We start from the raw sequence: 22,246 nt of genomic DNA, 5'->3' as shown, positions 1-22,246 counted from the left end.
CCCCGTAGCGCGCGATTATCTAGTAGGCCGCGTTACAACGCATCAGGGGTAACAAAGTATTTATCGCGAAAACCCCCTGTTTTCAGTCGAAATGCCCCTAAAAACCTGTTTCAGGGGCTGTCAGGTCTGTAACAGGAAGGTTACCGGGCCATCATTGACCAGGTGAACCTGCATATCCGCGCCGAATCTACCTGATGCCACAGTGCCATGCATCTGTTTCGCTTTGCCTAATAGATAGTCGAAAAGTTCTTCGCCCAGGGCCGGAGGTGCCGCGGTCGAAAAACTCGGCCGCAGCCCGCTCTTGGTGTCGGCGGCCAGGGTGAACTGCGAGACCAGCAGCAACCCACCGCCGACATCCGCCAGGGACAGATTCATCTTGCCCTCGGCGTCGCTGAATACACGATAGTTAAGCAGCTTATGCAGAAGTTTGTCGGCGCTGGCCCGAGTGTCCTCGGGCTCGACAGCCACCAGCACCAGCAAACCCTGGTCTACCGCGCCAACCACTTCCCCCGCTACCTCGACTCGCGCGCCACGCACGCGTTGCAGCAGGCCCTTCATGCTTCTTCAGGCGGCAGATCAAGCAAGCGTCGGGCCATCTGACCAGCGGCACGCACCAACGCATCGGTGATGCCCGGTTCGGACGCGGCGTGACCGGCATCGCGGATCACCTGCAGTTCGCTGTTTGGCCAGTTCTGATGCAATTCCCAGGCGTTGTCCAGCGGGCAGATCACGTCGTAGCGGCCATGAACGATCACGCCGGGCAAATGAGCGATCTTGCCCATGTCGCGGATCAGCTGGTTCGGCTCAAGGAAAGCGTTGTTGGTGAAGTAGTGGCATTCGATGCGAGCAATCGAGAGTGCGCGTTGTGGCTCGGAGAAGCGATCAACCACCAGCGGATTCGGACGCAAGGTCGCGGTTCGGCCTTCCCAGGTGGACCAGGCTTTGGCTGCGTGCATCTGGGCGATTTGATCGTTGCCGGTCAGGCGCTTGTGGAAAGCGGTGAGCAAGTCGCCGCGCTCGTCCAGCGGGATCGGCGCGATGTAGTCCTGCCAGTAGTCGGGGAACAGACGGCTGGCGCCAGCCTGGTAGAACCACTCGATTTCCTGCGGGCGGCAGAGAAAGATCCCGCGCAGGATCAGACCGTGGACACGCTCCGGATGGGTTTGCGCGTAGGCCAGCGCCAGGGTCGATCCCCAGGAGCCGCCGAACAGCACCCATTTCTCGATGTTCAGGTGTTTGCGGATCCGCTCGAGGTCGGCGACCAGATCCCAGGTGGTGTTGTTCTCAAGGTTGGCGTGGGGCGTGGAGCGACCGCAGCCGCGCTGGTCGAAGGTGACGATGCGATACAGGTTTGGGTCGAAGTACCGACGGCTTTGGGCATCACACCCGGCGCCTGGGCCGCCGTGGATGAACACCACCGGCAAACCTTCCGGTGAACCGCTTTCGTCGACATACAGCGTGTGGGTTTTATCGACGGCCAGATCGTGCCGGGCGTAGGGTTTGATCTGCGGGTACAAAGTCTGCATTGCACGCTCCGTAAGGGGTCGAGGTCATCCCTGGGGGGACTTCAATTATTCTGCCGTCCGGCATCATAAACCCGAATTACGTCAATGAGCATGCTCCGGGACAGTCACCGTTTGTCAGCCATCAACTTCGCAGGGTGTACACCATCCTGTGGGATGCGAGCCTGCTCGCGAATGCGGTGTGTCAGTCAACGTAGATGCTGGCTGACCGGACGCCTTCACGAGCAGGCTCGCTCCCACAGGGGGTTATGCGGTGTAGTGAGACTTTGCCCAGGCCAGATAGTGCTGCAGCAACTCCTTCAACACCACCTGCGTCGGCGCCGCCAAATCAGGCCGGTAACGGAACGGTTCAAACTCTTCCATATACGTGCACTGCCCCAGCTCCAGTTGCACCGCGTGGAAGTTCTCGGCCGGGTTGCCGTAATGCCGGGTGATGTGGCCGCCCTTGAAGCGGCCGTTCAGCACATGGCTGTAATCGGTGTGCCTGGCGCAGATCGCTTCCAACTGAGAGGCCAACTGAGGATCGCAACTGGCGCCGTTGAAGGTGCCGAGGTTGAAGTCCGGCAGTTTGCCGTCGAACAGGTGCGGGACCACTGAGCGGATCGAGTGCGCATCGAACAACAGTGCGTAGCCGAACTCGGCCTTCAGTCGCGCCAGCTCGTTCTGCAACGTGCTGTGGTAAGGCGTCCAGACTTGCTCCAGATAGGTCGCCCGCTCCGCCGCAGACGGCTCCATGCCCTCGCGGAACAATGGAGTGCCGTCAAACAGCGTTGCCGGGTACAGACCGGTGGTCGCGCCAGCGTACAGCGGCTTGTCGTCGGACGGCCGGTTCAAATCAATGACATACCGCGAGTACTCGGCATCCAGGGTGCTGGCACCCAGCTCGGCGGCGAATTCGTAAAGCAGCGGAATGTGCCAGTCGGTGTCCTGCAGATTGCGTGCGTCGGGCATCAACCCGGCCTCGACCGCCGGGGTCAGGCGCAGGCCAGCGTGGGGCATGCTGATCAGCAGCGGCACGCGGCCTTGTTTGAAGTTCAGAACCTTATCCACAACTGCTCTCCTAAATACTTGTTTCGACACCGTGACGCACGATGCGTTTTTCCAGGTCGCCGCCCAGCCAGTACGACAGGTCAGCGGGACGATCGATTTGCCAGGCGACGAAGTCTGCGACCTTGCCAACTTCCAGCGACCCGTGAGTCTCGGCCATGCCCAGCGCCGTGGCAGCATGAATGGTTGCGCCGGCCAGTGCTTCTTCCGGGGTCATGCGGAAACAGGTGCAGGCCATGTTCAGCATCAAGCGCAACGACAACGCCGGCGAAGTGCCGGGATTGAGGTCGCTGGCGATAGCGATTTTCACCCCGTGTTTGCGCAGGGCGTCCATCGGCGGCAACTGGGTTTCGCGCAGGAAGTAGAACGCACCCGGCAGCAGCACCGCGACAGTGCCGGACTCGGCCATGGCGATGGCGTCGTCTTCGGTCATGAACTCCAGGTGATCGGCCGACAGTGCGTGGTAACGCGCCGCCAGGCTCGAACCGTGCAGGGACGACAACTGCTCGGCATGCAGCTTCACCGGCAAACCGAGTGCCTGGGCAGTGATGAACACGCGCTCGACCTGGACCGGCGAGAACGCCAGGTATTCGCAGAACGCGTCGACCGCATCCACCAACCCTTCGGCAGCCAGGGCCGGCAGCATCTCGGCGCAGATGTGGTCGATGTAATCGTCGGCGCGATCCTTATATTCCGGCGGCAAGGCGTGGGCGGCCAGGCAGGTGCTGCGCACGCTGACCGGCAGCTCGGCGCCGAGGCGACGAATGACCCGCAGGATCTTGCGCTCGCTGGCCAGATCGAGGCCGTAGCCGGACTTCATCTCGACCGTGGTCACGCCGTCGCGCATCAGGCTTTTCAGACGCTTGGCGGCGCTGGCGAACAGTTCGTCTTCGCTGGCCGCGCGAGTGGCGCGCACGGTGCTGGCGATGCCACCACCCGCCGCGGCGATTTCCGAGTAGCTGACGCCTTGCAGGCGCTGTTCAAATTCGCCGCTGCGATTACCGCCGAACACTGTGTGGGTGTGGCAGTCGATCAGGCCCGGGGTGACCCAGGCCCCTTTCAAATCGTTGACGGCCGGGTATTCGCCGGCCGGCAGTTCGCTGCGCGGGCCGACCCACTCAATGTGCGCACCGGACGTCACGATGGCCGCATCCTCGATGATCGAGTAGACGCCTTGCGCCATGGTTGCGACGTGACAGTGTTGCCAGAGCGTTTTCATCCTGGCCTCCGTTAGGTTCGTTTGGCGGGGAGCCTTGAAAAGCCCCTCACCCTAGCCCTCTCCCGGAGGGAGAGGGAACTGACCGGGTTGGTCTGTCGAGGTACATCGACCTGAAACTCCAGAGCCGCACTCAGGTCTTGAAGCTCACCGAGATCGGCACCCCTTTTCCCTCTCTCACAGGGAAGAAAAAGGACTAACCTGATTGCTCTGTCGAGCTACATCGACCTGAAACTCCCGAGCCGCACTCAGGTCTTGAAGCTCACCGAGATCGGCACCCCTTTTCCCTCTCTCACAGGGAAGAAAAAGGACTAACCTGATTGCTCTGTCGAGGTACATCGACCTGAAACTCCTGCGCCGAACTCAGGTCTTGAAGCTCACCGAGATCGGCTCCCTTCCCCCTCTCTCACAGGGAAGAAAAAGGACTGACCGGATTGCTCTGTCGAGGTACATCGACCTGACTCCCGAGCCGAACTCTGGTTCTGAAAACCATAAAGATCGGCTCCCTTCCCCCTCTCCCCCTTGGGGGAGAGGGTTGGGGTGAGGGGGATAGATTTCAGTAACAACAAACCTCCCCTGAAAACCCACTTACAGGCTAGGCAGCAACTTCGCCGACACCAATTCATTCAGGCAACGGGTCGACAACAACTCGCTCGCCGCATTGATGTCCGGTGCGAAGAAACGGTCCTTCTCATAGAACGGCACTTCAGCGCGCAAGATGGCACGGGCCTTTTCCAGCTTCGTCGAAGTCTTCAGACCGTCACGCAGGTCCAGACCCTGGCACGCCGCCAGCCATTCCACCGCCAGCACACCGCGGGTGTTTTCGGCCATTTCCCACAGACGCTTGCCGGCCGCCGGAGCCATCGACACGTGGTCTTCCTGGTTCGCGGAAGTCGGCAGGCTGTCCACCGAATGCGGATGGGACAACGCCTTGTTTTCGCTGGCCAGTGCCGCTGCGGTCACTTGGGCGATCATGAAGCCGGAGTTCACGCCGCCATTGGCCACCAGGAACGGCGGCAGTTGCGACATGTGCTTGTCCATCATCAGTGAGATGCGGCGTTCGCTCAGGGAACCGATTTCAGCAATGGCCAAGGCCATGTTGTCAGCGGCCATGGCCACTGGTTCGGCGTGGAAGTTACCGCCGGAGATCACGTCGCCTTCAGCAGCGAAGACCAACGGGTTGTCCGAAACGGCGTTGGCTTCGACGGCCAACACTTCGGCGGCCTGACGGAACTGGGTCAGGCAGGCGCCCATGACTTGCGGCTGGCAGCGCAGGGAATATGGGTCCTGAACCTTTTCGCAGTTCTCGTGCGAATCGGAGACTTCACTGCGCTCACCCAGCAAATCGCGGTAAGCGGTAGCGGCGTCGATCTGGCCTTTCTGGCCACGAGCGGCGTGGATGCGTGCATCGAACGGCGAGCGCGAGCCCAAGACCGCTTCAACTGTCAGACCACCAATGGCCAGGGCACCAGCGAACAGATCTTCGCCTTCGAACAAGCCACGCAATGCGTAAGCGGTAGAAACCTGAGTGCCGTTGAGCAGCGCCAGACCTTCTTTGGCAGCCAGGGTCAGCGGGGTCAGACCGGCGACTTTCAGCGCTTCGGTGGCTTCCATCCACTCACCTTTGTAGCGAGCCTTGCCTTCACCCAACAGCACCAGGGACATATGGGCCAGAGGCGCCAAGTCGCCGGATGCCCCGACCGAACCTTTCAATGGAATGTGCGGGTAAACCTCGGCGTTGATCAGCGCGATCAGCGCGTCGATCACGACGCGGCGAATGCCGGAAAAACCACGGCTCAGGCTGTTGACCTTGAGCACCATGACCAGTCGCACCAACGCGTCACTGATCGGCTCGCCCACACCGGCAGCGTGGGACAGCACCAGCGAGCGCTGGAGGTTTTCCAGGTCTTCGCTGGCGATGCGGGTCGAAGCCAGCAGACCGAAACCGGTGTTGATGCCGTAGGCGGTGCGGTTTTCAGCGAGGATCTGTTCCACGCAGGCAACGCTGGCGTTGATCTGGGCCGAGGCACTGTTGTCGAGGGTGATTTTGACCGGGTGCTGATAAACATCACGCAGTTGGGCAAGGCTCAGTTGGCCGGGAATCAAATTAAGCGCAGTCATTTAAATGCTCCTTTTGAGACATTGTTATTAACTTGCCATTCGCTCCGGAGCATTCCGTTATCCGTCGCTTTCAGCCTTTTGGGCATCCGGCGCCTTGGCACGCTGGCAGGGTAGTTTTTCAGTGCAAATTCGATAGAACGTTGTGCAGCAAAATCGGGTCTTTCAACACACTGGCAGCAGCAGCGATATCCGGCGCCAGCCAGCGGTCCTGGTCGTAAGCCGGGACGCGTTCGCGCAGCAGACGCCAAGCGGCATCGGTACCCGCGCCGAAACGTTGCTCTTTCAAGAATTCAAACGCCTGGGCCGCCAGCAGGTACTCGATGGCGAGGATCTGCGTGCAGTTTTCCAGGGCGCGATGCAGCTTCAGCGCGGCGTTGGTGCCCAGGCTCAAATGGTCTTCCTGCAAGCCCGAAGTGACGTAGTTGTCGAGCACTGCCGGTTGCGCCAGTTGACGGTTTTCCGCACACAGCGAAGCGGCGACATATTGGACGATCATCATCCCGGAGTTCACCCCCGGATTAGCCACCAGGAACGCCGGCAAACCACTGACGTGCGGGTTGATCAAACGGTCCAGGCGACGCTCGGCGATGGAGCCGATTTCGGCCATGGCAATCGCCAGCAAGTCCGCCGCCATCGCGACCGATTGGCCGTGCGGGTTGGCTTGGGACATCACACGATAGTTGTCCGGAGTACCCAGCAGCATCGGGTTGTCGGTGACCGAGTTGAGTTCGGTTTCGATCTGCTGTCTGGCGTGCTCAAGCTGATCGCGAGCAGCGCCGTGAACTTGCGGGATCGAACGGATACTTAGCGCATCCTGAGTACGAATACCTTTACTGCTGGCGATCACTTCACTGCCATCGAGCAACGCCCGCAGGTTGATGCCGACTTGCTGCATGCCCGGGTGCGGTTTGAGCGCGATGATCTCGGCATCGAACGCGGCGATCTGACCGCGCTGGGCTTCGAAACTCATGGCACCGATCACGTCAGCCCATTGCACCAGACGCGTCGCGTCAGCCAACGCCAGGCAGCTGAGGCCGGTCATGCACGGCGTGCCGTTGACCAGGCACAAACCGTCCTTGGCGCCGAGCTGAACCGGTTGCAGACCTTCTTCGGCCAAGGCTTGCTGAGCGGAAACGATCTGCCCGCGATAGCTGACATTGCCGACACCCAACAGCGCAATGCTGATGTGGGCCATGTGAGTCAGGTAACCCACCGAACCTTGCGACGGCACTTGCGGGGTGATGCCGCGATTGAGCAGCGCCAGCAGGCCTTCGACCACTTGGCGATGAATGCCGGATTTACCGTGACTGTAGTTACGGATCGCGGCACAGATAATTGCGCGAGTCTGTTCGTCGGCCAATGGCGCGCCGACGCCGCAAGCGTGGCTGAGCAACGTGTTGCGCGACAGTTGGCTGAGTTGTTCGTCTTTGAGCGAGACGTTGCACAAGGCGCCGAGGCCGGTGTTGACGCCATAGGCGCGCTCGCCGCTGGCGACGATCCGCTGGACGATCGCCTGGGCATTGTCGATCCGCGCCCAGGTCTCGGTCGACAGCTCAAGCTGTGCGCCATGACGGGCGACGGCCACCACATCCTGCCAACGCAGGTGGTCGCCTGTAATAACGATTTTATTAGCCTGGGACATCTGGAGCCTCATACAAAATTCTATTGATCAATGAAACCCTGTGGCGAGGGGGCTTGCCCCCCGTTCGAGCGCTGGGGCTGCTGCGCAGCCCAACGGGGGCAAGCCCCCTCGCCACAATAGACTTCACCGCCCGCAAATCTGTTAAACCACCGCGGCCCGTCGCTGTACGAACCGATCCACATATTCATCCGCCGGCGAGTGCAGGATCTCTTTCGGTGTGCCGACCTGGATCAGCCGGCCATCCTTGAGGATCGCGATGCGGTTGCCGATGCGCACGGCCTCATCGAGGTCGTGGGTGATGAAGACGATGGTTTTGTGCAGGGTCTTTTGCAGTTCAAGCAACTGGTCCTGCATTTCGGCGCGGATCAGAGGGTCGAGGGCGCTGAACGCTTCGTCCATCAGGATGATGTCGGTATCCGCCGCCAGGGCGCGGGCCAGGCCCACACGTTGACGCATGCCGCCCGAGAGCTGGTGCGGGTATTTGTTTTCGTAGCCCTTGAGGCCCACGGTGTTGATCCAGTGCAGCGCGCGCTCCGAGCACATTTGCTTGCTCTCGCCACGCACTTTCAAGCCGTAGGCGACGTTATCCACCACGGTTTTGTGCGGCAGCAGGCCGAAGCTCTGGAACACCATGCTGATCTTGTGACGACGGAATTGGCGCAGGGCTTCCATGTCGTATTGCAGGATGTCCACGCCGTCTACCAGGATCGCGCCGCTGGTCGGGTCGATCAGGCGGTTGAAGTGACGCACCAGGGTCGATTTGCCGGAACCCGACAGGCCCATGATCACGAAGATCTCGCCAGTGCCGATGCTCAGCGACAAGTCGTTCACGCCGACCACGCAGCCGGTTTCGGCCAGCACCTGATCCTTGGTCTTGCCCTGGGCAATCATGCCCAGCGCGTCCTTGGAACGGTTGCCGAAAATCTTGAAGACGTTTTTGACTTCGATTTTGCTGATGGCTGCGTTGCTCATTTGCTCACCTCATGCCGTGGCCGACCATACGCCTGAGTAATGCGGTCGATGACCACTGCCAGAATCACGATCGCCAGACCGGCCTCCAGCCCACGTCCGACGTTGAGGGTCTGAATCCCCACCAACACGTCTTCGCCCAAGCCACGGGCACCGATCATCGAGGCAATCACTACCATCGACAGGGCCATCATGGTGGTCTGGTTGATCCCGGCCATGATGCTCGGCAGGGCCAGCGGCAGTTGCACGCCAAACAGTTGCTGCCAACGATTGGCACCGAAGGCGTTGATCGCTTCCATCACTTCACCGTCAACCTGGCGAATACCCAGATCGGTCAGGCGGATCAGCGGTGGCGCGGCGTAGATCACCGTGGCAAAAATCGCCGGGACCTTACCCAGGCCGAACAGCATCAGCACCGGGATCAGGTACACGAAGCTCGGCATGGTCTGCATGATGTCCAGCAACGGCATCAGCACCGAACGCAGGCGATTGCTGCGCGCCGAGAGAATGCCCAGCGGAATGCCGATCAGCACCGAAATGATCGTCGCTACCATCATCAGCGCCAGGGTCTGCATCAGCTTGTCCCAGAGGCCGACCGCACCCACCAGGAACAGCAGCCCGACGATGACAGCCGTGGTCACCACTTTGCGGGTCGCGTGCCAGGCAATGCCGCCCACGATTGCCAGCATCAGCCACCAGGGCGCCGCACGCAGCATGCCTTCAAGATTGACGATGGCCCACAACAAGGTGTCGGAGATGTGCCGGAACACGTCGCCGTAGTTGGTGACCAGCGAATCAACCCAAGTGTTGACCCAGTCGGCGATGGAAAAAGTAAAACTTTCGGGAAACATAAGAGACTCTCAATCAAGGGGTTGCGATCAAGTGTCCGACTGCCATTGCCGGCAGTCGGAGAGGCTTAATCTACAAGGCCGCATCGATTTTCCTGGCTGCGTCGTCGCTCACCCATGCGTGCCAGACTTCAGGATGTTCCTTCAAGAAGATCTTGGCCAGTTTTGGCGATTCGATCCGCTCTTTAGTCATGCGTCCGAGGTTCTGGTTGAGGATGTCGATTGGCAGGTTGACCTTTTCCAGCACGGCCACCAGTTCCGGGGCTTCCTCATGGAAGGTCTTGGACAGGCCGACCTTGATGGTCACGCTCTTGTCCACGCCTGGCTTCTCTTCGAGTTTGACCAGATCAACCTGGCCCATCAGCGGGGTTGGCGACCAGTAGTAGAACAGGATCGGCTCGCCACGCTTGTAGCTCGACAGCACCGCCGCATCCAGCGCCGGGCCGGTGCCTGGGCGGAAGTTGGTGTAGGTGCTTTCCAGGCCATAGCTTTTCAGCATTTCGCTGTTGTCGAGTTCACAGGTCCAGCCGGCCGGGCAGTTGTAGAAACGGCCCTTGGAGGGCTCTTCCTGATCCTTGAACACGGCGGAGTACTTGGCCAGATCTGCAATGTTCTTCAGGTCCGGGGCCTTCGGCTCCAGCTTGCGCTTGGCATCGCCTTCGATCACGTAACGCGGCACGTACCAGCCTTCGACCGCACCGACCACCGGAGCGCCGACACCAACGACTTTGCCGGCCTTCTCAGCCTTGTTCCAGACCTCGCTGCGGCCAACCCATTCTTCGGCAAACACTTGAATGTCGTTGCTGCTCAGGGCGTTTTCCATGGTGATGGAGTTGCCCGGCAGACTGTCAGTCTTGCAGTCGTAGCCTTTCTCCAACACGACTTGCAGCACGTCGGTCAGCAGCATCGCGCTTTCCCAGTTCAGGCCGGCGAACTTCACCGGCTTGCCCGACTCGCACCAACCGGCTGCCTGAGTGGCGCCGGCACTGGCCAGCAGGCCCATGGAAAGCAATGTGGTCAGCAGGGTCTTGTTCGATTGCATTGTTGTGACACTCCTAATCATGAGTTGGCTTACGGCAGTCTAGAGGCATCCACCCTGTCCACGTCCAATCAGGCCTGCGCCGCAGCGCGAACGGCCCCGCTTGTTTCAGGTTGTGCAACGCTGTTCTGCTCGACCGGCAGAATCAGTTGATCGGGTACGGCGCTGTGCCATTTTTTTGCGCACACGTAATAAACGGCGGCGGGCAACACCAGACCGATGATCCAGGAAATATCCACATCACCCAGCGCTGCCACCAGCGGACCGGTGTAGAACTTGGTGGAGATGAACGGCAACTGCACCAGCACGCCGAACACGTAGACACTGATACCGAGCAGGTTCCAGCGACCGTAGCGACCGTTTGGATCGGCCAGCGCCGGCACGTCATAACGCTCGCGGGTGATGCAGTAGTAGTCGACCAGATTGATCGCGCTCCACGGGGTGAAGAAGGCGAGCAGGAACAGGATGAAAGACTTGAACGCACCGAGGAACGAGTGCTGACCGAGCAGCGCGATCAGCGTCGCTGTGCCAACGATCACCAATACGAAAACCAGACGCTGCATGCGCGTGACGGTCAGGTGGCCTTTGAAACCACTGATGATGGTCGCGATGCACATGAAGCTGCCGTAGGAGTTCAGCGTCGAGATGGTCACCTTGCCGAACGCGATGCTGAAATACAGCAGCGCAGCGGTGGCACCGGTGCCGCCCAGACCAACGATGTAGGCGACTTCGTGACCGGCGAATTGACCGTTGGCGGAGGCCGCGGCGAATACACCGAAGACCATCGACGCCTGCGCCCCGAGCACTGAACCCAGGCCCACGGCCCAGAAGGTTTTCACGGCTGAGGTGCTGCGCGGCAGGTAACGCGAGTAGTCCGCCACGTAAGGGCCGAACGCGATCTGCCAGGACGCCGACAGCGACACCGCCAGCAGGAAGCTGCTCCAGCTGAAATGACGAATTTGCAGGAGTGCGCCGACGTCGGTCTGGCTCATCAAACGCCAGAACAGAAACACGAAGGCGATCACGCCAATAACACTGGCGACACGGCCGATCCAGTGGATCACGCGATAACCGAGCACCGTCACCAGCACAATCACGCTGGCAAAAATCAGGATGCCAACGCTGTCGCTGACGTTAAACAGCTGGCCCAGCGCCTGGCCGGACAGTACCGTGCCCGTTGCGGTGAAGCCCAGATACATCAGGCACACCAACACCAGCGGAATCACCGCTCCATACACGCCAAATTGCACGCGGCTGGAGATCATCTGCGGCAAGCCCAATTGCGGGCCTTGGGCCGCGTGCAGCGCCATGACGCCGCCGCCGAGCAGTTGCCCGATCAGCAAACCGATCAACGACCAGAACACATCGCCGCCGAGTACGATGGCCAGAGCGCCGGTCACAATCGCGGTGATTTGCAGGTTGGCACCCAGCCACAGGGTGAACTGACTTAATAGACGACCGTGTCTTTCCGCTTCCGGGATGTAGTCGATCGAACGTTTCTCGATCAACGGTTTACTGCCTGCACGATCGCTGTTAACAGCCATGATTCAACCTCTGTGGATTGTTATGGGAATTGCGGTGAAACCGATTGGTGTGGAAACCGCTTTTTTGTGGGAGCGGGCTTGCTCGCGAAAGCGGTGGGTGAGCCAGCACAGATGTTGAATGTGCCGACCTCTTCGCGAGCAAGCCCGCTCCCACAGGTTTTGCGTGTTATTTACCGGTAATCATCGGCAGGTTCAGGCCCTGCTCCTTGGCGCAGTCGATCGCGATCTGGTAACCCGCATCGGCGTGACGCATAACGCCGGTCGCCGGGTCGTTGTGCAGGACGCGAGCGATACGCTCGGCCGCTTCGTCCGTACCGTCGCAGACAATCACCATGCCCGAGTGCTGGGAGAAGCCCATGCCGACGCCGCCGCCGTGGTGCAGGGAAACCCAGGTCGCGCCGCTCGCGGTGTTCAGCAGGGCGTTGAGCAGTGGCCAGTCGGACACAGCGTCGGAACCGTCTTGCATCGACTCGGTTTCGCGGTTCGGGCTGGCTACCGAACCGGAGTCCAGGTGGTCGCGACCGATGACGATTGGCGCGGACAATTCACCGCTGCGAACCATTTCGTTGAACGCCAGACCGAGCTTGGCGCGCAGGCCCAGGCCAACCCAGCAGATACGTGCCGGCAAACCCTGGAAGCTGATGCGCTCGCGGGCCATGTCCAGCCAGTTGTGCAGGTGCGCGTCGTCCGGGATCAGTTCTTTGACCTTGGCGTCGGTCTTGTAGATGTCTTGCGGATCGCCCGACAGTGCAGCCCAACGGAACGGACCGATGCCGCGGCAGAACAGCGGACGGATGTAAGCCGGGACGAAGCCTGGGAAGTCGAATGCGTTTTCCACGCCTTCTTCTTGTGCCATCTGACGGATGTTGTTGCCGTAGTCGAAAGTCGGCACGCCCATTTTCTGGAAGTCCAACATCGCTTGAACGTGCACCGCCATCGATTGCTTGGCGGCTTTCACCACGGCAGCCGGCTCGGTCTTGGCGCGAGCGCGGTACTCTTCCCAAGTCCAGCCGGCTGGCAGGTAGCCGTTGAGCGGATCGTGGGCGCTGGTCTGGTCGGTGACCATGTCCGGGCGCACGCCGCGCTTGACCAGTTCCGGCAGGATTTCCGCCGCATTGCCCAGCAGGGCGATGGAAATCGCTTTGCCTTCCTTGGTGTATTTGGCGATGCGGGCCAGCGCGTCGTCGAGGTCGGTGGCTTGTTCATCGACATAACGGCTGTTCAGACGGAAATCGATGCTGACCTGCTGGCATTCGATGTTCAGCGAGCAAGCGCCGGCCAGGGTCGCGGCCAAAGGCTGAGCGCCGCCCATGCCGCCGAGGCCGGCAGTCAGGACCCAACGACCGGCGAGGTTGTCGTTGTAGTGTTGGCGACCGGCTTCAACGAAGGTTTCGTAGGTGCCCTGGACGATGCCCTGGCTGCCGATGTAGATCCAGCTGCCGGCGGTCATCTGGCCGTACATGGCCAGGCCTTTGGCGTCGAGTTCGTTGAAGTGTTCCCAGCTCGCCCAGTGTGGCACCAGGTTGGAGTTGGCGATCAGTACGCGCGGTGCATTGGTGTGGGTCTTGAACACGCCGACCGGCTTGCCGGATTGCACCAGCAGGGTCTCGTCGTCGTTCAGGTTGGTCAGGCTTTCAACGATCTTGTCGTAGCATTCCCAGTTACGCGCTGCACGACCGATACCACCGTAAACCACCAGTTCTTTAGGGTTCTCGGCGACAGCAGGGTCGAGGTTGTTCATCAACATGCGCAGCGGCGCTTCAGTCATCCAGCTCTTGGCGGTCAACTTGTTACCGCGGGCGGCGCGGATTTCGACGTCACGATGCTTCGTAAATGTAGTAGCAGTAGGTTTCTGGGTATTGTCAGTCACGAAAAAGACTCCTCAGCGATCAATTCAAACCAACCCTGGCAGTGGGCAAGCCAGCCTGTGCGCGTCAAAGCGCCACAAGCGAATCAGTGGACGCTGCGAGGAGTCTCGGTCGACTCATACGCATACGTCTTTACTTGTACATACAAGCATATGCAATCAAGCGGCCAACTTGCTGGAAGGGCCTTCAAGAAAAGCTCTTGGAAGGGCTGAAAGCCCGTAGATCAAGGGTTTTGCGGGAGATGAAATTTTTCGAGGGGATTTTTGCGCGAGGATGATGGCTGTTACTTGAGCGTGGTTTTGCGCCACGCTGGGGCGTTCGGTAACAAATTGGTGCAAGGTTGGGAACAGGAAGTGTGAATGCATTTGTGGCGAGGGGATTCATCCCCGTCGGGCTGCGCAGCAGCCCCGCTTCTTCCAATCGAAAATGAGGCCGCTTCGCGACCCAACGGGGATAAATCCCCTCGCCACAGGGGTTGTGTTCAGTTTTGGAGGAGTTCGATTACGCAGCAAGCGGCATTGGTGGTGACTTCAACCAGTCCAACGTTACCGTCGAGTTGAAGGCAATCATGGCGACCCAGTTGTGCATCGCTGTTACCGACCTTCACTTCAAGCAGCTCGGTGACGCTGAACACCAACACCGTGCCCGCCGAACTGAAAAACCGCTGCTCGCCGTCCAGCCACTGCAACCGCGCGCTGTAGCGCTTTGGTGCATAAATCAGGTTGAAATCCCGAATCGGCCCACCGAGCAGAGTGCACGAAACCTGGCTTTCACCGCTAAAGGCGAACGGGTCCAGCGGTAACAATGCTCGCGTGTCCTGGCCATCGACGCGCAACGTCATGCCCTCGCCTTGCAGCACAGTGATCACTCGCTCGTAGCCTGCGAACGTCGAGAAGCCGCCCGATTCACCGATATCGGCAATCGACAGGCGCCAGCCGAAACCGTCGAGACCGGTGCCAGCATCGCGGGTGATTTCTTCAGTGCTGCCACCGCCGTTTTTCCACGGCATGCGCGGGTAATCTTTTGCGCGTAGAACCTTGAACTGACTCATTTATGGCTCTCTATTTATGGAAACGACCTTCCAGACGATGACGGGAACCGGGGTGGATCAAACGGGCGGCGGTCACCGGCTGACGGCCGGACCAGGTGCGGCGACGAATCAGCAGGCACGGCTCGCCCTTTTCAATCTGCAGCAATTTGCACTCGCTGGCTTCGGCCAGAATCGCCTCGACCACGTGTTCGCCTTCGGTCAGCGGCGCGACCTGGTTCAGGTAGGCGTAAGGCGTTTGCAGAGTGAAGTCCTGCTTGAGGTACTCCGGCGCCACCAGCGCATTGACGAAACGGTCTTCGATTTGCACCGGAATATCGTTTTCGAAATGCACGATCAGCGAGTGGAAGACCTTCTGGCCTTCGCGCATGTCCAGCGCCAACGCGCGCTCGGAACCGGCGGACTCTTCTTCGAGGGTGATCACCTTGCAGGTGTGGCGATGGCCACGGGAGGCGATTTCGTCGGCGATGTTGTGCACTTCAAACAGGGCAGACTGGCTTTTCGGTTCGGCGACGAAGGTGCCGACACCCTGCATGCGCACCAGCAGACCGTCGGCGGTCATCTCGCGCAAGGCGCGGTTGATGGTCATGCGGCTGAAGCCCAGTTGATTGACCAGCTCGCTTTCCGACGGAACGCGGTAGTGCGGCGGCCAGTTTCCACTGTCGATTTGCTGGGTGATCATCTGTTTGACGCGGGCGTACAAGGGCGCCGGACTGTCGCCCAGATTGGCGCTCAGATTGGCATTCGGCGGCAATGTGGCAGACGGAGTCGTCACGGTTATTCCTTGTTCATTTGTTGAGGGCTACTAGCTTGCCGGAGTTTACCGAGCAGGCAAACGTCTGTATATGTATATACAAATAACACACGATGGGGTGCTGAACCATGTCCGCCTTCTTTGCCGAACGCGCGCTGCTGCCTAGTGGATGGGCCAACAATGTACGTCTTGAGGTCAGCGCCGACGGCGTTTTGACTCATATCCAGGCCGATTCCCACGCAGATGGTGCCGAACGGCTAAGCGGTCCGCTGCTGCCGGGTATGCCGAATTTGCACTCTCACGCGTTCCAGCGGGCCATGGCCGGGCTGGCGGAAGTGGCGGGCAATCCGAACGACAGTTTCTGGACCTGGCGCGATTTGATGTATCGCCTCGTCGGAAAAATCAGCCCGGACCAGCTCGGCGTGATCGCCCGCCAGCTATACATCGAAATGCTCAAGGCCGGCTACACCTCGGTCGCGGAATTTCATTACGTACACCACGACACCAATGGCCAGCCTTACGCCGACCCTGCCGAACTAGCGCTGCGCATCAGCCAGGCGGCCAGCTCCGCCGGTATCGGCCTGACCTTGCTGCCGGTGCTCTACAGCCACTCCGGTTTCGGCGGCCAGACCCCGAACGAAGGCCAGCGCCGCTTTATCAACAGCACCGAAAACTACCTCAAGCTTCAGTCGCGCTTGCAGCCGATCCTCGCGCAGCAACCGGCACAGTCGCTGGGTCTGTGTTTCCACTCGTTGCGCGCGGTCACCCCGCAGCAGATCAGCGAAGTGCTGGCCGCCAGCGACAAGCAGTGCCCGGTGCACATTCACATCGCCGAACAGCAGAAGGAAGTCGATGACTGCCTGAGCTGGAGCGGTCGTCGTCCGCTGCAATGGCTGTATGAAAATACCGAAGTCGATCAGCGCTGGTGCCTGGTCCACGCGACCCACGCCAACCCGGAAGAAGTCACGCTGATGGCCAAGAGTCGCGCCATCGCCGGCCTGTGCCTGACCACCGAAGCCAACCTCGGCGACGGGATTTTCCCGGCGGTGGATTTCCTCGCTCAGGGCGGGCGCATGGGCATTGGTTCCGACAGCCATGTGTCATTGAGTGTGGTGGAGGAATTGCGCTGGCTGGAATACGGCCAGCGCCTGCGGGATCAGCGGCGTAATCGCTTGTATGGCGCGGATCAGCCGATGGTTGGCCGCACGCTGTATGACGCGGCTTTGGATGGCGGCGCTCAGGCGCTGGGGCAGCCGATCGGCGCGCTGGAAGTCGGCAAGCGTGCGGATTGGCTGGTACTGGACGGCAACGATCCATACCTGGCGACGGCCAGCGGCGACGGGATTCTGAATCGCTGGTTGTTTGCCGGCGGCGATCGCCAGGTGCGCGATGTGCTGGTCAACGGCCAGTGGGTTGTGCGTGACGGGCGTCATGCCGGGGAAGAGGAAAGCAACCGGGCGTTCACCCAAGTCTTGCGCGATCTGCTGGGCTAAACCCAAACAAAATGTGGGAGCGGGCTTGCTCGCGAAGAGGCCATAACATTCAACATCTTCGTTGACTGGTAAGCCGCCTTCGCGAGCAAGCCCGCTCCCACATGGGTGCTTTGCCGGCCTTTAGTTCGAGGTCTTGGCCATCTTCGTATCCGACGCACGCCAGATCAGCCGCGTGGTGTCGTAGCCCTGCTGCCGCGCCTTGCTCAGCAGTTCTTCACGCACCACACCGTTGACCGTCGGGGTCCGTGACAGCAGCCACAAGTGCTTGCGGCTCGGGTCGCCAACAATGGCAGTCTTGTAGTCGTCGCTGACGTACAGCACCCAGTATTCACCCTTCGCCGTACCCGGAATCAACCGCGAAAACCAGGTATCGAACTCGACCCACAGCTTGTCGGTCTTGCCCGGCACCTGTGGATAAGCCGTGCCCTTGGCTTCTTCCCACTGCCAGTCCGGCGTCAGGCAGCGATTGAGCACCGCCACGTTGCCGTCAGGCTTAAGGGTGTAATGGGCTTCCGATTGCGCGCAGTTGCGCTGGAAGTACATCGGCAGGCGGGCCAACTCGTACCAGGTGCCCTGGTAACGCTTGAGGTTGACGCTGTTGACGGTCTTGGGCGCCAACGGATCTACGCCAGAAGAGGCGCAGCCGGCCAATACCAGGCCGGCAAAAAGGACTATCAATAACCGCTTCATTGTTTTTCTCCCGTGGGCGCATAGCCCCGGTTTATTTCAGGCCTTGGCCGGAAAACATCAGCACTTTGTCACCGGCATACTGCACGCTGATAAAGCTGTTTTTGTCGCCCCAGGTGCAACTGGACATGCCCAGTGCGCCCGAGCAATCAGCGGGTTTACCCAGCAAGGTTTCAACCTCGGCCTTGGCCATGCCGGCCGACAGCTTGGAGTAGTTCTCCTGATTGACCTTGCTGCACGCGACCAACAACACGCAGAACGAGAGCAAGGCGATAGATCGCAGCGACATGGTGTAGCTCCTGGGGCGAAGGGGAATGGCATGGCTGCCAAGCTGAAGCTTAGAAGAGAAAACCCCCATCTGGTTCCCCGACCGCCCGGCTATTTATCAGGCCGCTCGTCTGCCTTTTGCCAATAAATCAGCGACTTTCTCGCACTGTTGGGCATTTCGTCGGTTTTCATAAAAATCCGCCTAATCTTTGGCGCAGGCCTGTCGACATAGAAGCAGCGCAAAGCCGCAGGCGTGGCAAATTGCCGCTCCCCTTGTTGACCAGTCCCCTCCGCGGTAGCTCATTTAATGACCAGAAACATGAAGTTCAGCCACAAGATCTTGTCGGCTGCTGCCCTCGTAGTGGCCGTTGCATTCGCTTGTTTCATCCTCTTCAACGACTACCGCCAGCGCCAGACCCTGCGCAGCAGTACCGAATCCTCGATGCAGGAACTCGGCAGCCTGACCACCAGCAACATCCAGACCTGGCTGGAAAGCCGCATCCAATTGCTGCAATCGCTGTCCCAGCAGATTGCCGTGGATGGCAGCGCCCCGGCCAGCCTGAAACGTGCCATAGACCTACCGGCCTACACCGGCAACTTTCAGTTGAGCTACTTCGGCAGCACCGAAGGCGTGATGACCTCGATTCCAGTCGGCAATCGCGCCGCCGATTACGACCCGCGCGCCCGTGGCTGGTACAAGGCCGCCGACAGCGCCAGACAAACCATCGTCACCGAACCGTACATCGCCGCGTCGTCCGGCAAACTGGTAATCACCGTCGCGACTCCCGTGCAGCATGAGAACCAGATGATCGGCGTCGCCGGTGCGGACATTGACCTGACCAGCGTCAGCGCAATCATCAACTCGCTGAACTTCGGCGGTCACGGCCATGCGTTTATTGTCAGCGCCGAGGGCAAGATCCTGATTCACCCGGACAGCAAACTGGTGCTCAAGACCCTCACCGATGCCTACCCGAACGGCGCGCCAAAAGTCAGCCCGGGCATGAAAGAAGTCGAGCTTGACGGCAAGCGCCAGTTCATCTCCTTCACCCACGTCAACGGTGTGCCGTCGGCGGACTGGTACGTGGCGCTGGTGCTCGACCAGGACACCGCGTTCTCGATGCTTAGCGAATTCCGTACCTCGGCGATCATTGCCATGGTCATCGCCGTGGTGATCATCATCGCGCTGCTGGGCATGCTGATCAGCTTCCTGATGCAACCGCTGCTGACCATGGGCCGCGCAATGCATGACATCGCCGAAGGTGAAGGCGACCTGACCAAGCGTCTGATCATTCATGGCCAGGATGAGTTCGGCGCCTTGGGCACTTCGTTCAACCGCTTTGTGGAACGTATTCACACCTCGATCCGCGAAGTGGCCTCGGCGACTGGCCAGGTCAACGAAGTGGCCTTGCGTGTGGTCGCGGCCTCGAACTCGTCGATGTACAACTCCGACCAGCAATCTTCGCGCACCAGCAGCGTGGCCGCCGCGATCAACGAACTCGGCGCCGCCGCCCAGGAAATCGCCCAAAACGCCGCCCTCGCCTCTCAGCACTCCAGCGATGCTCGCGCCTTGGCCGAGGACGGTCAGCAGGTAGTGGATAAAACCATCGCTGCGATGCAGCAGTTGTCGGCGAAGATCAGCGATTCGTGCGGCAACATCGAGACGCTCAACAGCAACACCGTGAACATCGGGCAGATTCTGGAAGTGATTACCAGCATCTCCCAGCAGACCAACCTGTTGGCACTGAACGCGGCCATCGAAGCAGCGCGTGCCGGTGAAGCCGGGCGCGGTTTTGCCGTGGTGGCGGACGAAGTGCGTAACCTCGCCCACCGCACTCAGGATTCGGCGCAGCAAGTGCAGAAGATGATCGAAGAACTGCAAGTCGGCGCCCGGGAAGCGGTAAGCACCATGACCGACAGCCAGCGCCAGAGCGAAAGCAGCGTCGGCATCGCCAACCAGGCCGGTGAGCGCCTGGGCAGCGTGACGCAGCGTATCGGTGAGATCGACGGGATGAACCAGTCGGTGGCGACCGCGACCGAAGAGCAGACCGCTGTGGTGGAGTCGATCAACGTCGACATTACCGAGATCAACACGCTGAACCAGGAAGGGGTGGAGAACTTACAAGCAACGTTGCGGGCCTGCTCGGACCTTGAGCAGCAGGCGGCGCGGTTGAAGCAGTTGGTGGGTAGCTTCAGGATCTAACGCGCCCTTGAGGGCCTCATCGCGAGCTTGCTCGCGATGATGGCCTGAGCCGCAACGAAGAATCAGAACCGAGACCCAGGCCCCGAAAGAAACGCCAACTCTTCAGCCGTAGACTCGCGCCCCAACACCGCATTGCGATGCGGAAACCGACCAAACCGCGCAATCACTTTCTGATGCCGCTCGGCATAATCCAGATTATCGGCAAACACTGTCCGGTCAGCCTCAGGCTGCTGCGCGACCAACTCGATAAAGCGCGAAACCGCCTCGCTCTGCACCGCCAGATTCTCGCAATGCTCAAACACCAAATAGATGAACACCCGCTGAATCGGCCGTAACTGCCGATCAAAATCCGCGGCAATGCCTTGTGCCACCAGGGCTTGGGCCCGGAGATCACCAGAGAAGGATTTGGGAGTGTCGCGAAAGATCATTCGCGGGAGTTGATCGAGTAGCAGCACCAGAGCCAGCCAACCTTCAGGGCGTTGCGCCCAGTCGGTCAATCCGCCGGCCAGTGCCTGCTCGACCCAGTCCCCGAAACGCGTCTGCGCTTCGAGGTCCTGGCTGTCGCGCTTGCCGAACCACAACTTGCCCTTGTCAGCCGCTACGTCGTCAGGTGATTCGGAAGATCCGAACCACCATTCGAGCAACGGCTGCCAGGGCGCGGTCATGGGTTTATTCCTTGTGGTAAGCCGTGGCGCGCTCGACTTCTTCTTTCGAACCAAGGAACACCGCTACGCGCTGGTGCAGGCCTTCAGGCTGAATGTCGAGGATGCGCTGGTGACCATCGGTGGAAGCGCCGCCGGCTTGTTCAACCAGGAACGACATCGGGTTGGCTTCGTACATCAGGCGCAGTTTGCCTGGCTTGGACGGCTCGCGGCTATCGCGTGGGTACATGAACAGGCCACCACGGGTCAGGATGCGGTGCACGTCGGCAACCATCGCGGCAACCCAGCGCATGTTGTAGTTCTTTTTCAGCGGGCCTTCTTCGCCAGCCAGCAATTCGCCGACGTAGCGTTGTACCGGCGCTTCCCAGTGACGCTGGTTGGACATGTTGATCGCGAATTCCTGAGTGGAAGTCGGGATCTGGATGTCTTCATGGGTCAGCACGAAGCTGCCCATTTCACGGTCCAGGGTAAAGCCTTTAACGCCGTCACCCAGGGTCAGCACCAGCATGGTCTGCGGGCCGTAGATGGCGTAACCGGCGGCTACTTGTTGGGTGCCTGGTTGCAGGAAAGCCTTTTCATTCAAAGGCTCGTTCTGGGTCAGGTATTCGTTCGGGCAACGCAGTACGGAGAAGATCGTACCGACCGGGGCGTTGATGTCGATGTTCGACGAGCCGTCCAGTGGGTCGAATACCAGCAGGTACGCGCCTTTCGGGTATTTGCCCGGGATCTGGTAGGCATTGTCCATTTCTTCGGACGCCATGCCGGCCAGGTGACCGCCCCATTCGTTGGCTTCGAGCAGGATCTCGTTGGAGATTACGTCGAGCTTCTTCTGCACTTCGCCTTGGACGTTTTCAGTGCCCATGCTGCCCAAAACGCCGCCCAGGGCGCCCTTGGAGACGGCGTGGCTGATTTCCTTGCAGGCGCGCGCCACCACTTCGATCAGGAAACGCAGATCGGCAGGAGTGTTGTTGCTACGGGTCTGCTCAATCAAATAGCGACTCAGGGTAACGCGGGACATGGAAGGCTCCGGAGGAATGGGGGGCTAAAAACCCGCGCAGTTTAACGCGAGTCGAGGCGCATTTCCTCCTATCAGACGTGATACGCCCAATAGAGTTCATGCGCGGGGTTTAGCGTAGTTCGAAATGGTGCGGATGTGGTTTGGGGATCGAAGGCAAACTGAACATTTTCGCCGGCAGATAAGCCGCCTTCGCGAGCAAGCCCGCTTCCACATTTGACCTGTGTTGTGAACAAAATCTCTGTCATAACGCTGATCCACTGTGGGAGCGGGCTTGCTCGCGAATGGCGCGTAGCGCCAGCC

The 22,246-nt window shown here is 60.1% G+C and carries 19 protein-coding genes and 1 pseudogene; 3 read left to right on the top strand and 17 right to left on the bottom strand.

The genetic code is table 11. The features are described from left to right. Positions 1-120 precede the first annotated feature (120 nt). The 13 genes from dtd to hutC all read right to left on the bottom strand — a co-directional run bounded on the left by dtd (position 121) and on the right by hutC (position 15,547). Positions 121-558 carry a D-aminoacyl-tRNA deacylase gene (gene dtd, locus JFT87_RS06715; RefSeq protein WP_201199888.1) on the bottom strand — a complete coding sequence of 146 codons (438 nt, stop codon included), beginning with the start codon at positions 556-558 and terminating at the stop codon, positions 121-123. Beyond that, the gene (gene pip / locus JFT87_RS06710) at positions 555-1,526 is read right to left on the bottom strand and encodes a prolyl aminopeptidase (RefSeq protein WP_201199886.1); all 972 of its coding nucleotides are present in this window, start codon (positions 1,524-1,526) and stop codon (positions 555-557) included. The genes dtd and pip overlap by 4 nt, the downstream gene beginning before the upstream one ends. A gap of 243 nt (positions 1,527-1,769) precedes the next feature. Beyond that, entirely contained in the window at positions 1,770-2,573 is an 804-nt protein-coding gene (hutG, locus tag JFT87_RS06705; RefSeq protein ID WP_201199884.1) for an N-formylglutamate deformylase, read from the bottom strand. 10 nt (positions 2,574-2,583) lie between these two features. After that, positions 2,584-3,789, bottom strand: a complete 1,206-nt coding sequence (hutI, locus tag JFT87_RS06700) for an imidazolonepropionase (protein ID WP_201199882.1) — start codon at positions 3,787-3,789, stop codon at positions 2,584-2,586. A gap of 585 nt (positions 3,790-4,374) precedes the next feature. After that, complete coding sequence (gene hutH / locus JFT87_RS06695) at positions 4,375-5,907, bottom strand: histidine ammonia-lyase (RefSeq protein ID WP_201199880.1); 1,533 nt, start codon at positions 5,905-5,907, stop codon at positions 4,375-4,377. A gap of 118 nt (positions 5,908-6,025) precedes the next feature. Then, positions 6,026-7,549 (bottom strand): histidine ammonia-lyase, encoded by a 1,524-nt coding sequence (hutH, locus tag JFT87_RS06690; protein ID WP_201199878.1) that lies wholly within the window; start codon positions 7,547-7,549, stop codon positions 6,026-6,028. A 141-nt stretch (positions 7,550-7,690) separates the two neighbouring features. Continuing rightward, complete coding sequence (locus JFT87_RS06685; RefSeq protein ID WP_201199876.1) at positions 7,691-8,521, bottom strand: quaternary amine ABC transporter ATP-binding protein; 831 nt, start codon at positions 8,519-8,521, stop codon at positions 7,691-7,693. Further along, positions 8,518-9,369, bottom strand: coding sequence for an ABC transporter permease (locus JFT87_RS06680; RefSeq protein WP_201199874.1), 852 nt, complete (start codon positions 9,367-9,369; stop codon positions 8,518-8,520). The genes JFT87_RS06685 and JFT87_RS06680 overlap by 4 nt, the downstream gene beginning before the upstream one ends. Before the next feature lie 70 nt (positions 9,370-9,439). Further along, a complete protein-coding gene (locus JFT87_RS06675) occupies positions 9,440-10,408 on the bottom strand; it encodes an ABC transporter substrate-binding protein (protein WP_201199872.1) in 969 nt (322 codons plus the stop codon). A gap of 68 nt (positions 10,409-10,476) precedes the next feature. Next, the gene (locus JFT87_RS06670; protein WP_201199870.1) at positions 10,477-11,949 is read right to left on the bottom strand and encodes a purine-cytosine permease family protein; all 1,473 of its coding nucleotides are present in this window, start codon (positions 11,947-11,949) and stop codon (positions 10,477-10,479) included. Positions 11,950-12,115: 166 nt separating this feature from the next. Beyond that, positions 12,116-13,819 (bottom strand): urocanate hydratase, encoded by a 1,704-nt coding sequence (hutU, locus tag JFT87_RS06665; RefSeq protein WP_201199868.1) that lies wholly within the window; start codon positions 13,817-13,819, stop codon positions 12,116-12,118. Between the two features lie 479 nt (positions 13,820-14,298). Then, positions 14,299-14,868, bottom strand: a complete 570-nt coding sequence (locus JFT87_RS06660; protein WP_201199867.1) for a HutD/Ves family protein — start codon at positions 14,866-14,868, stop codon at positions 14,299-14,301. A gap of 10 nt (positions 14,869-14,878) precedes the next feature. Continuing rightward, complete coding sequence (hutC, locus tag JFT87_RS06655; protein WP_242486376.1) at positions 14,879-15,547, bottom strand: histidine utilization repressor; 669 nt, start codon at positions 15,545-15,547, stop codon at positions 14,879-14,881. A gap of 200 nt (positions 15,548-15,747) precedes the next feature. Between hutC and JFT87_RS06650 the strand changes: the two genes are divergently transcribed. Then, positions 15,748-17,112 (top strand): formimidoylglutamate deiminase, encoded by a 1,365-nt coding sequence (locus JFT87_RS06650; protein WP_201199866.1) that lies wholly within the window; start codon positions 15,748-15,750, stop codon positions 17,110-17,112. A 120-nt stretch (positions 17,113-17,232) separates the two neighbouring features. On the opposite strand, the gene JFT87_RS06645 is transcribed toward JFT87_RS06650, so the two are convergent. Together JFT87_RS06645 and JFT87_RS06640 are read right to left on the bottom strand one after the other, a co-directional pair. Then, on the bottom strand, positions 17,233-17,802 hold the full coding sequence (locus tag JFT87_RS06645) for a lipocalin family protein (RefSeq protein WP_201199865.1): 570 nt from the start codon (positions 17,800-17,802) through the stop codon (positions 17,233-17,235). A 31-nt stretch (positions 17,803-17,833) separates the two neighbouring features. After that, positions 17,834-18,088 carry a hypothetical protein gene (locus JFT87_RS06640; RefSeq protein WP_054054697.1) on the bottom strand — a complete coding sequence of 85 codons (255 nt, stop codon included), beginning with the start codon at positions 18,086-18,088 and terminating at the stop codon, positions 17,834-17,836. Positions 18,089-18,373: 285 nt separating this feature from the next. Between JFT87_RS06640 and JFT87_RS28765 the strand changes: the two are divergent. Both JFT87_RS28765 and JFT87_RS28760 read left to right on the top strand, forming a co-directional pair. Further along, positions 18,374-19,408: pseudogene (locus JFT87_RS28765) on the top strand (HAMP domain-containing protein); the annotation flags it as partial. A gap of 93 nt (positions 19,409-19,501) precedes the next feature. Beyond that, positions 19,502-20,266: a methyl-accepting chemotaxis protein gene (locus tag JFT87_RS28760; RefSeq protein WP_413786163.1), complete on the top strand. Its 765-nt coding sequence runs from the start codon at positions 19,502-19,504 to the stop codon at positions 20,264-20,266. Between the two features lie 62 nt (positions 20,267-20,328). Here JFT87_RS28760 and JFT87_RS06630 read toward each other — a convergent pair whose 3' ends face one another. Further along, the gene (locus JFT87_RS06630; protein WP_201199863.1) at positions 20,329-20,931 is read right to left on the bottom strand and encodes a DUF924 family protein; all 603 of its coding nucleotides are present in this window, start codon (positions 20,929-20,931) and stop codon (positions 20,329-20,331) included. Between the two features lie 4 nt (positions 20,932-20,935). Further along, a complete protein-coding gene (locus tag JFT87_RS06625; protein WP_201199862.1) occupies positions 20,936-21,946 on the bottom strand; it encodes a class 1 fructose-bisphosphatase in 1,011 nt (336 codons plus the stop codon). Positions 21,947-22,246: the final 300 nt, after the last annotated feature.

Origin of the sequence: Pseudomonas sp. TH15 (assembly GCF_016651105.1) — a bacterium.
GTDB lineage: Bacteria > Pseudomonadota > Gammaproteobacteria > Pseudomonadales > Pseudomonadaceae > Aquipseudomonas.
This window is presented reverse-complemented; position numbering and strand designations above follow the sequence as displayed.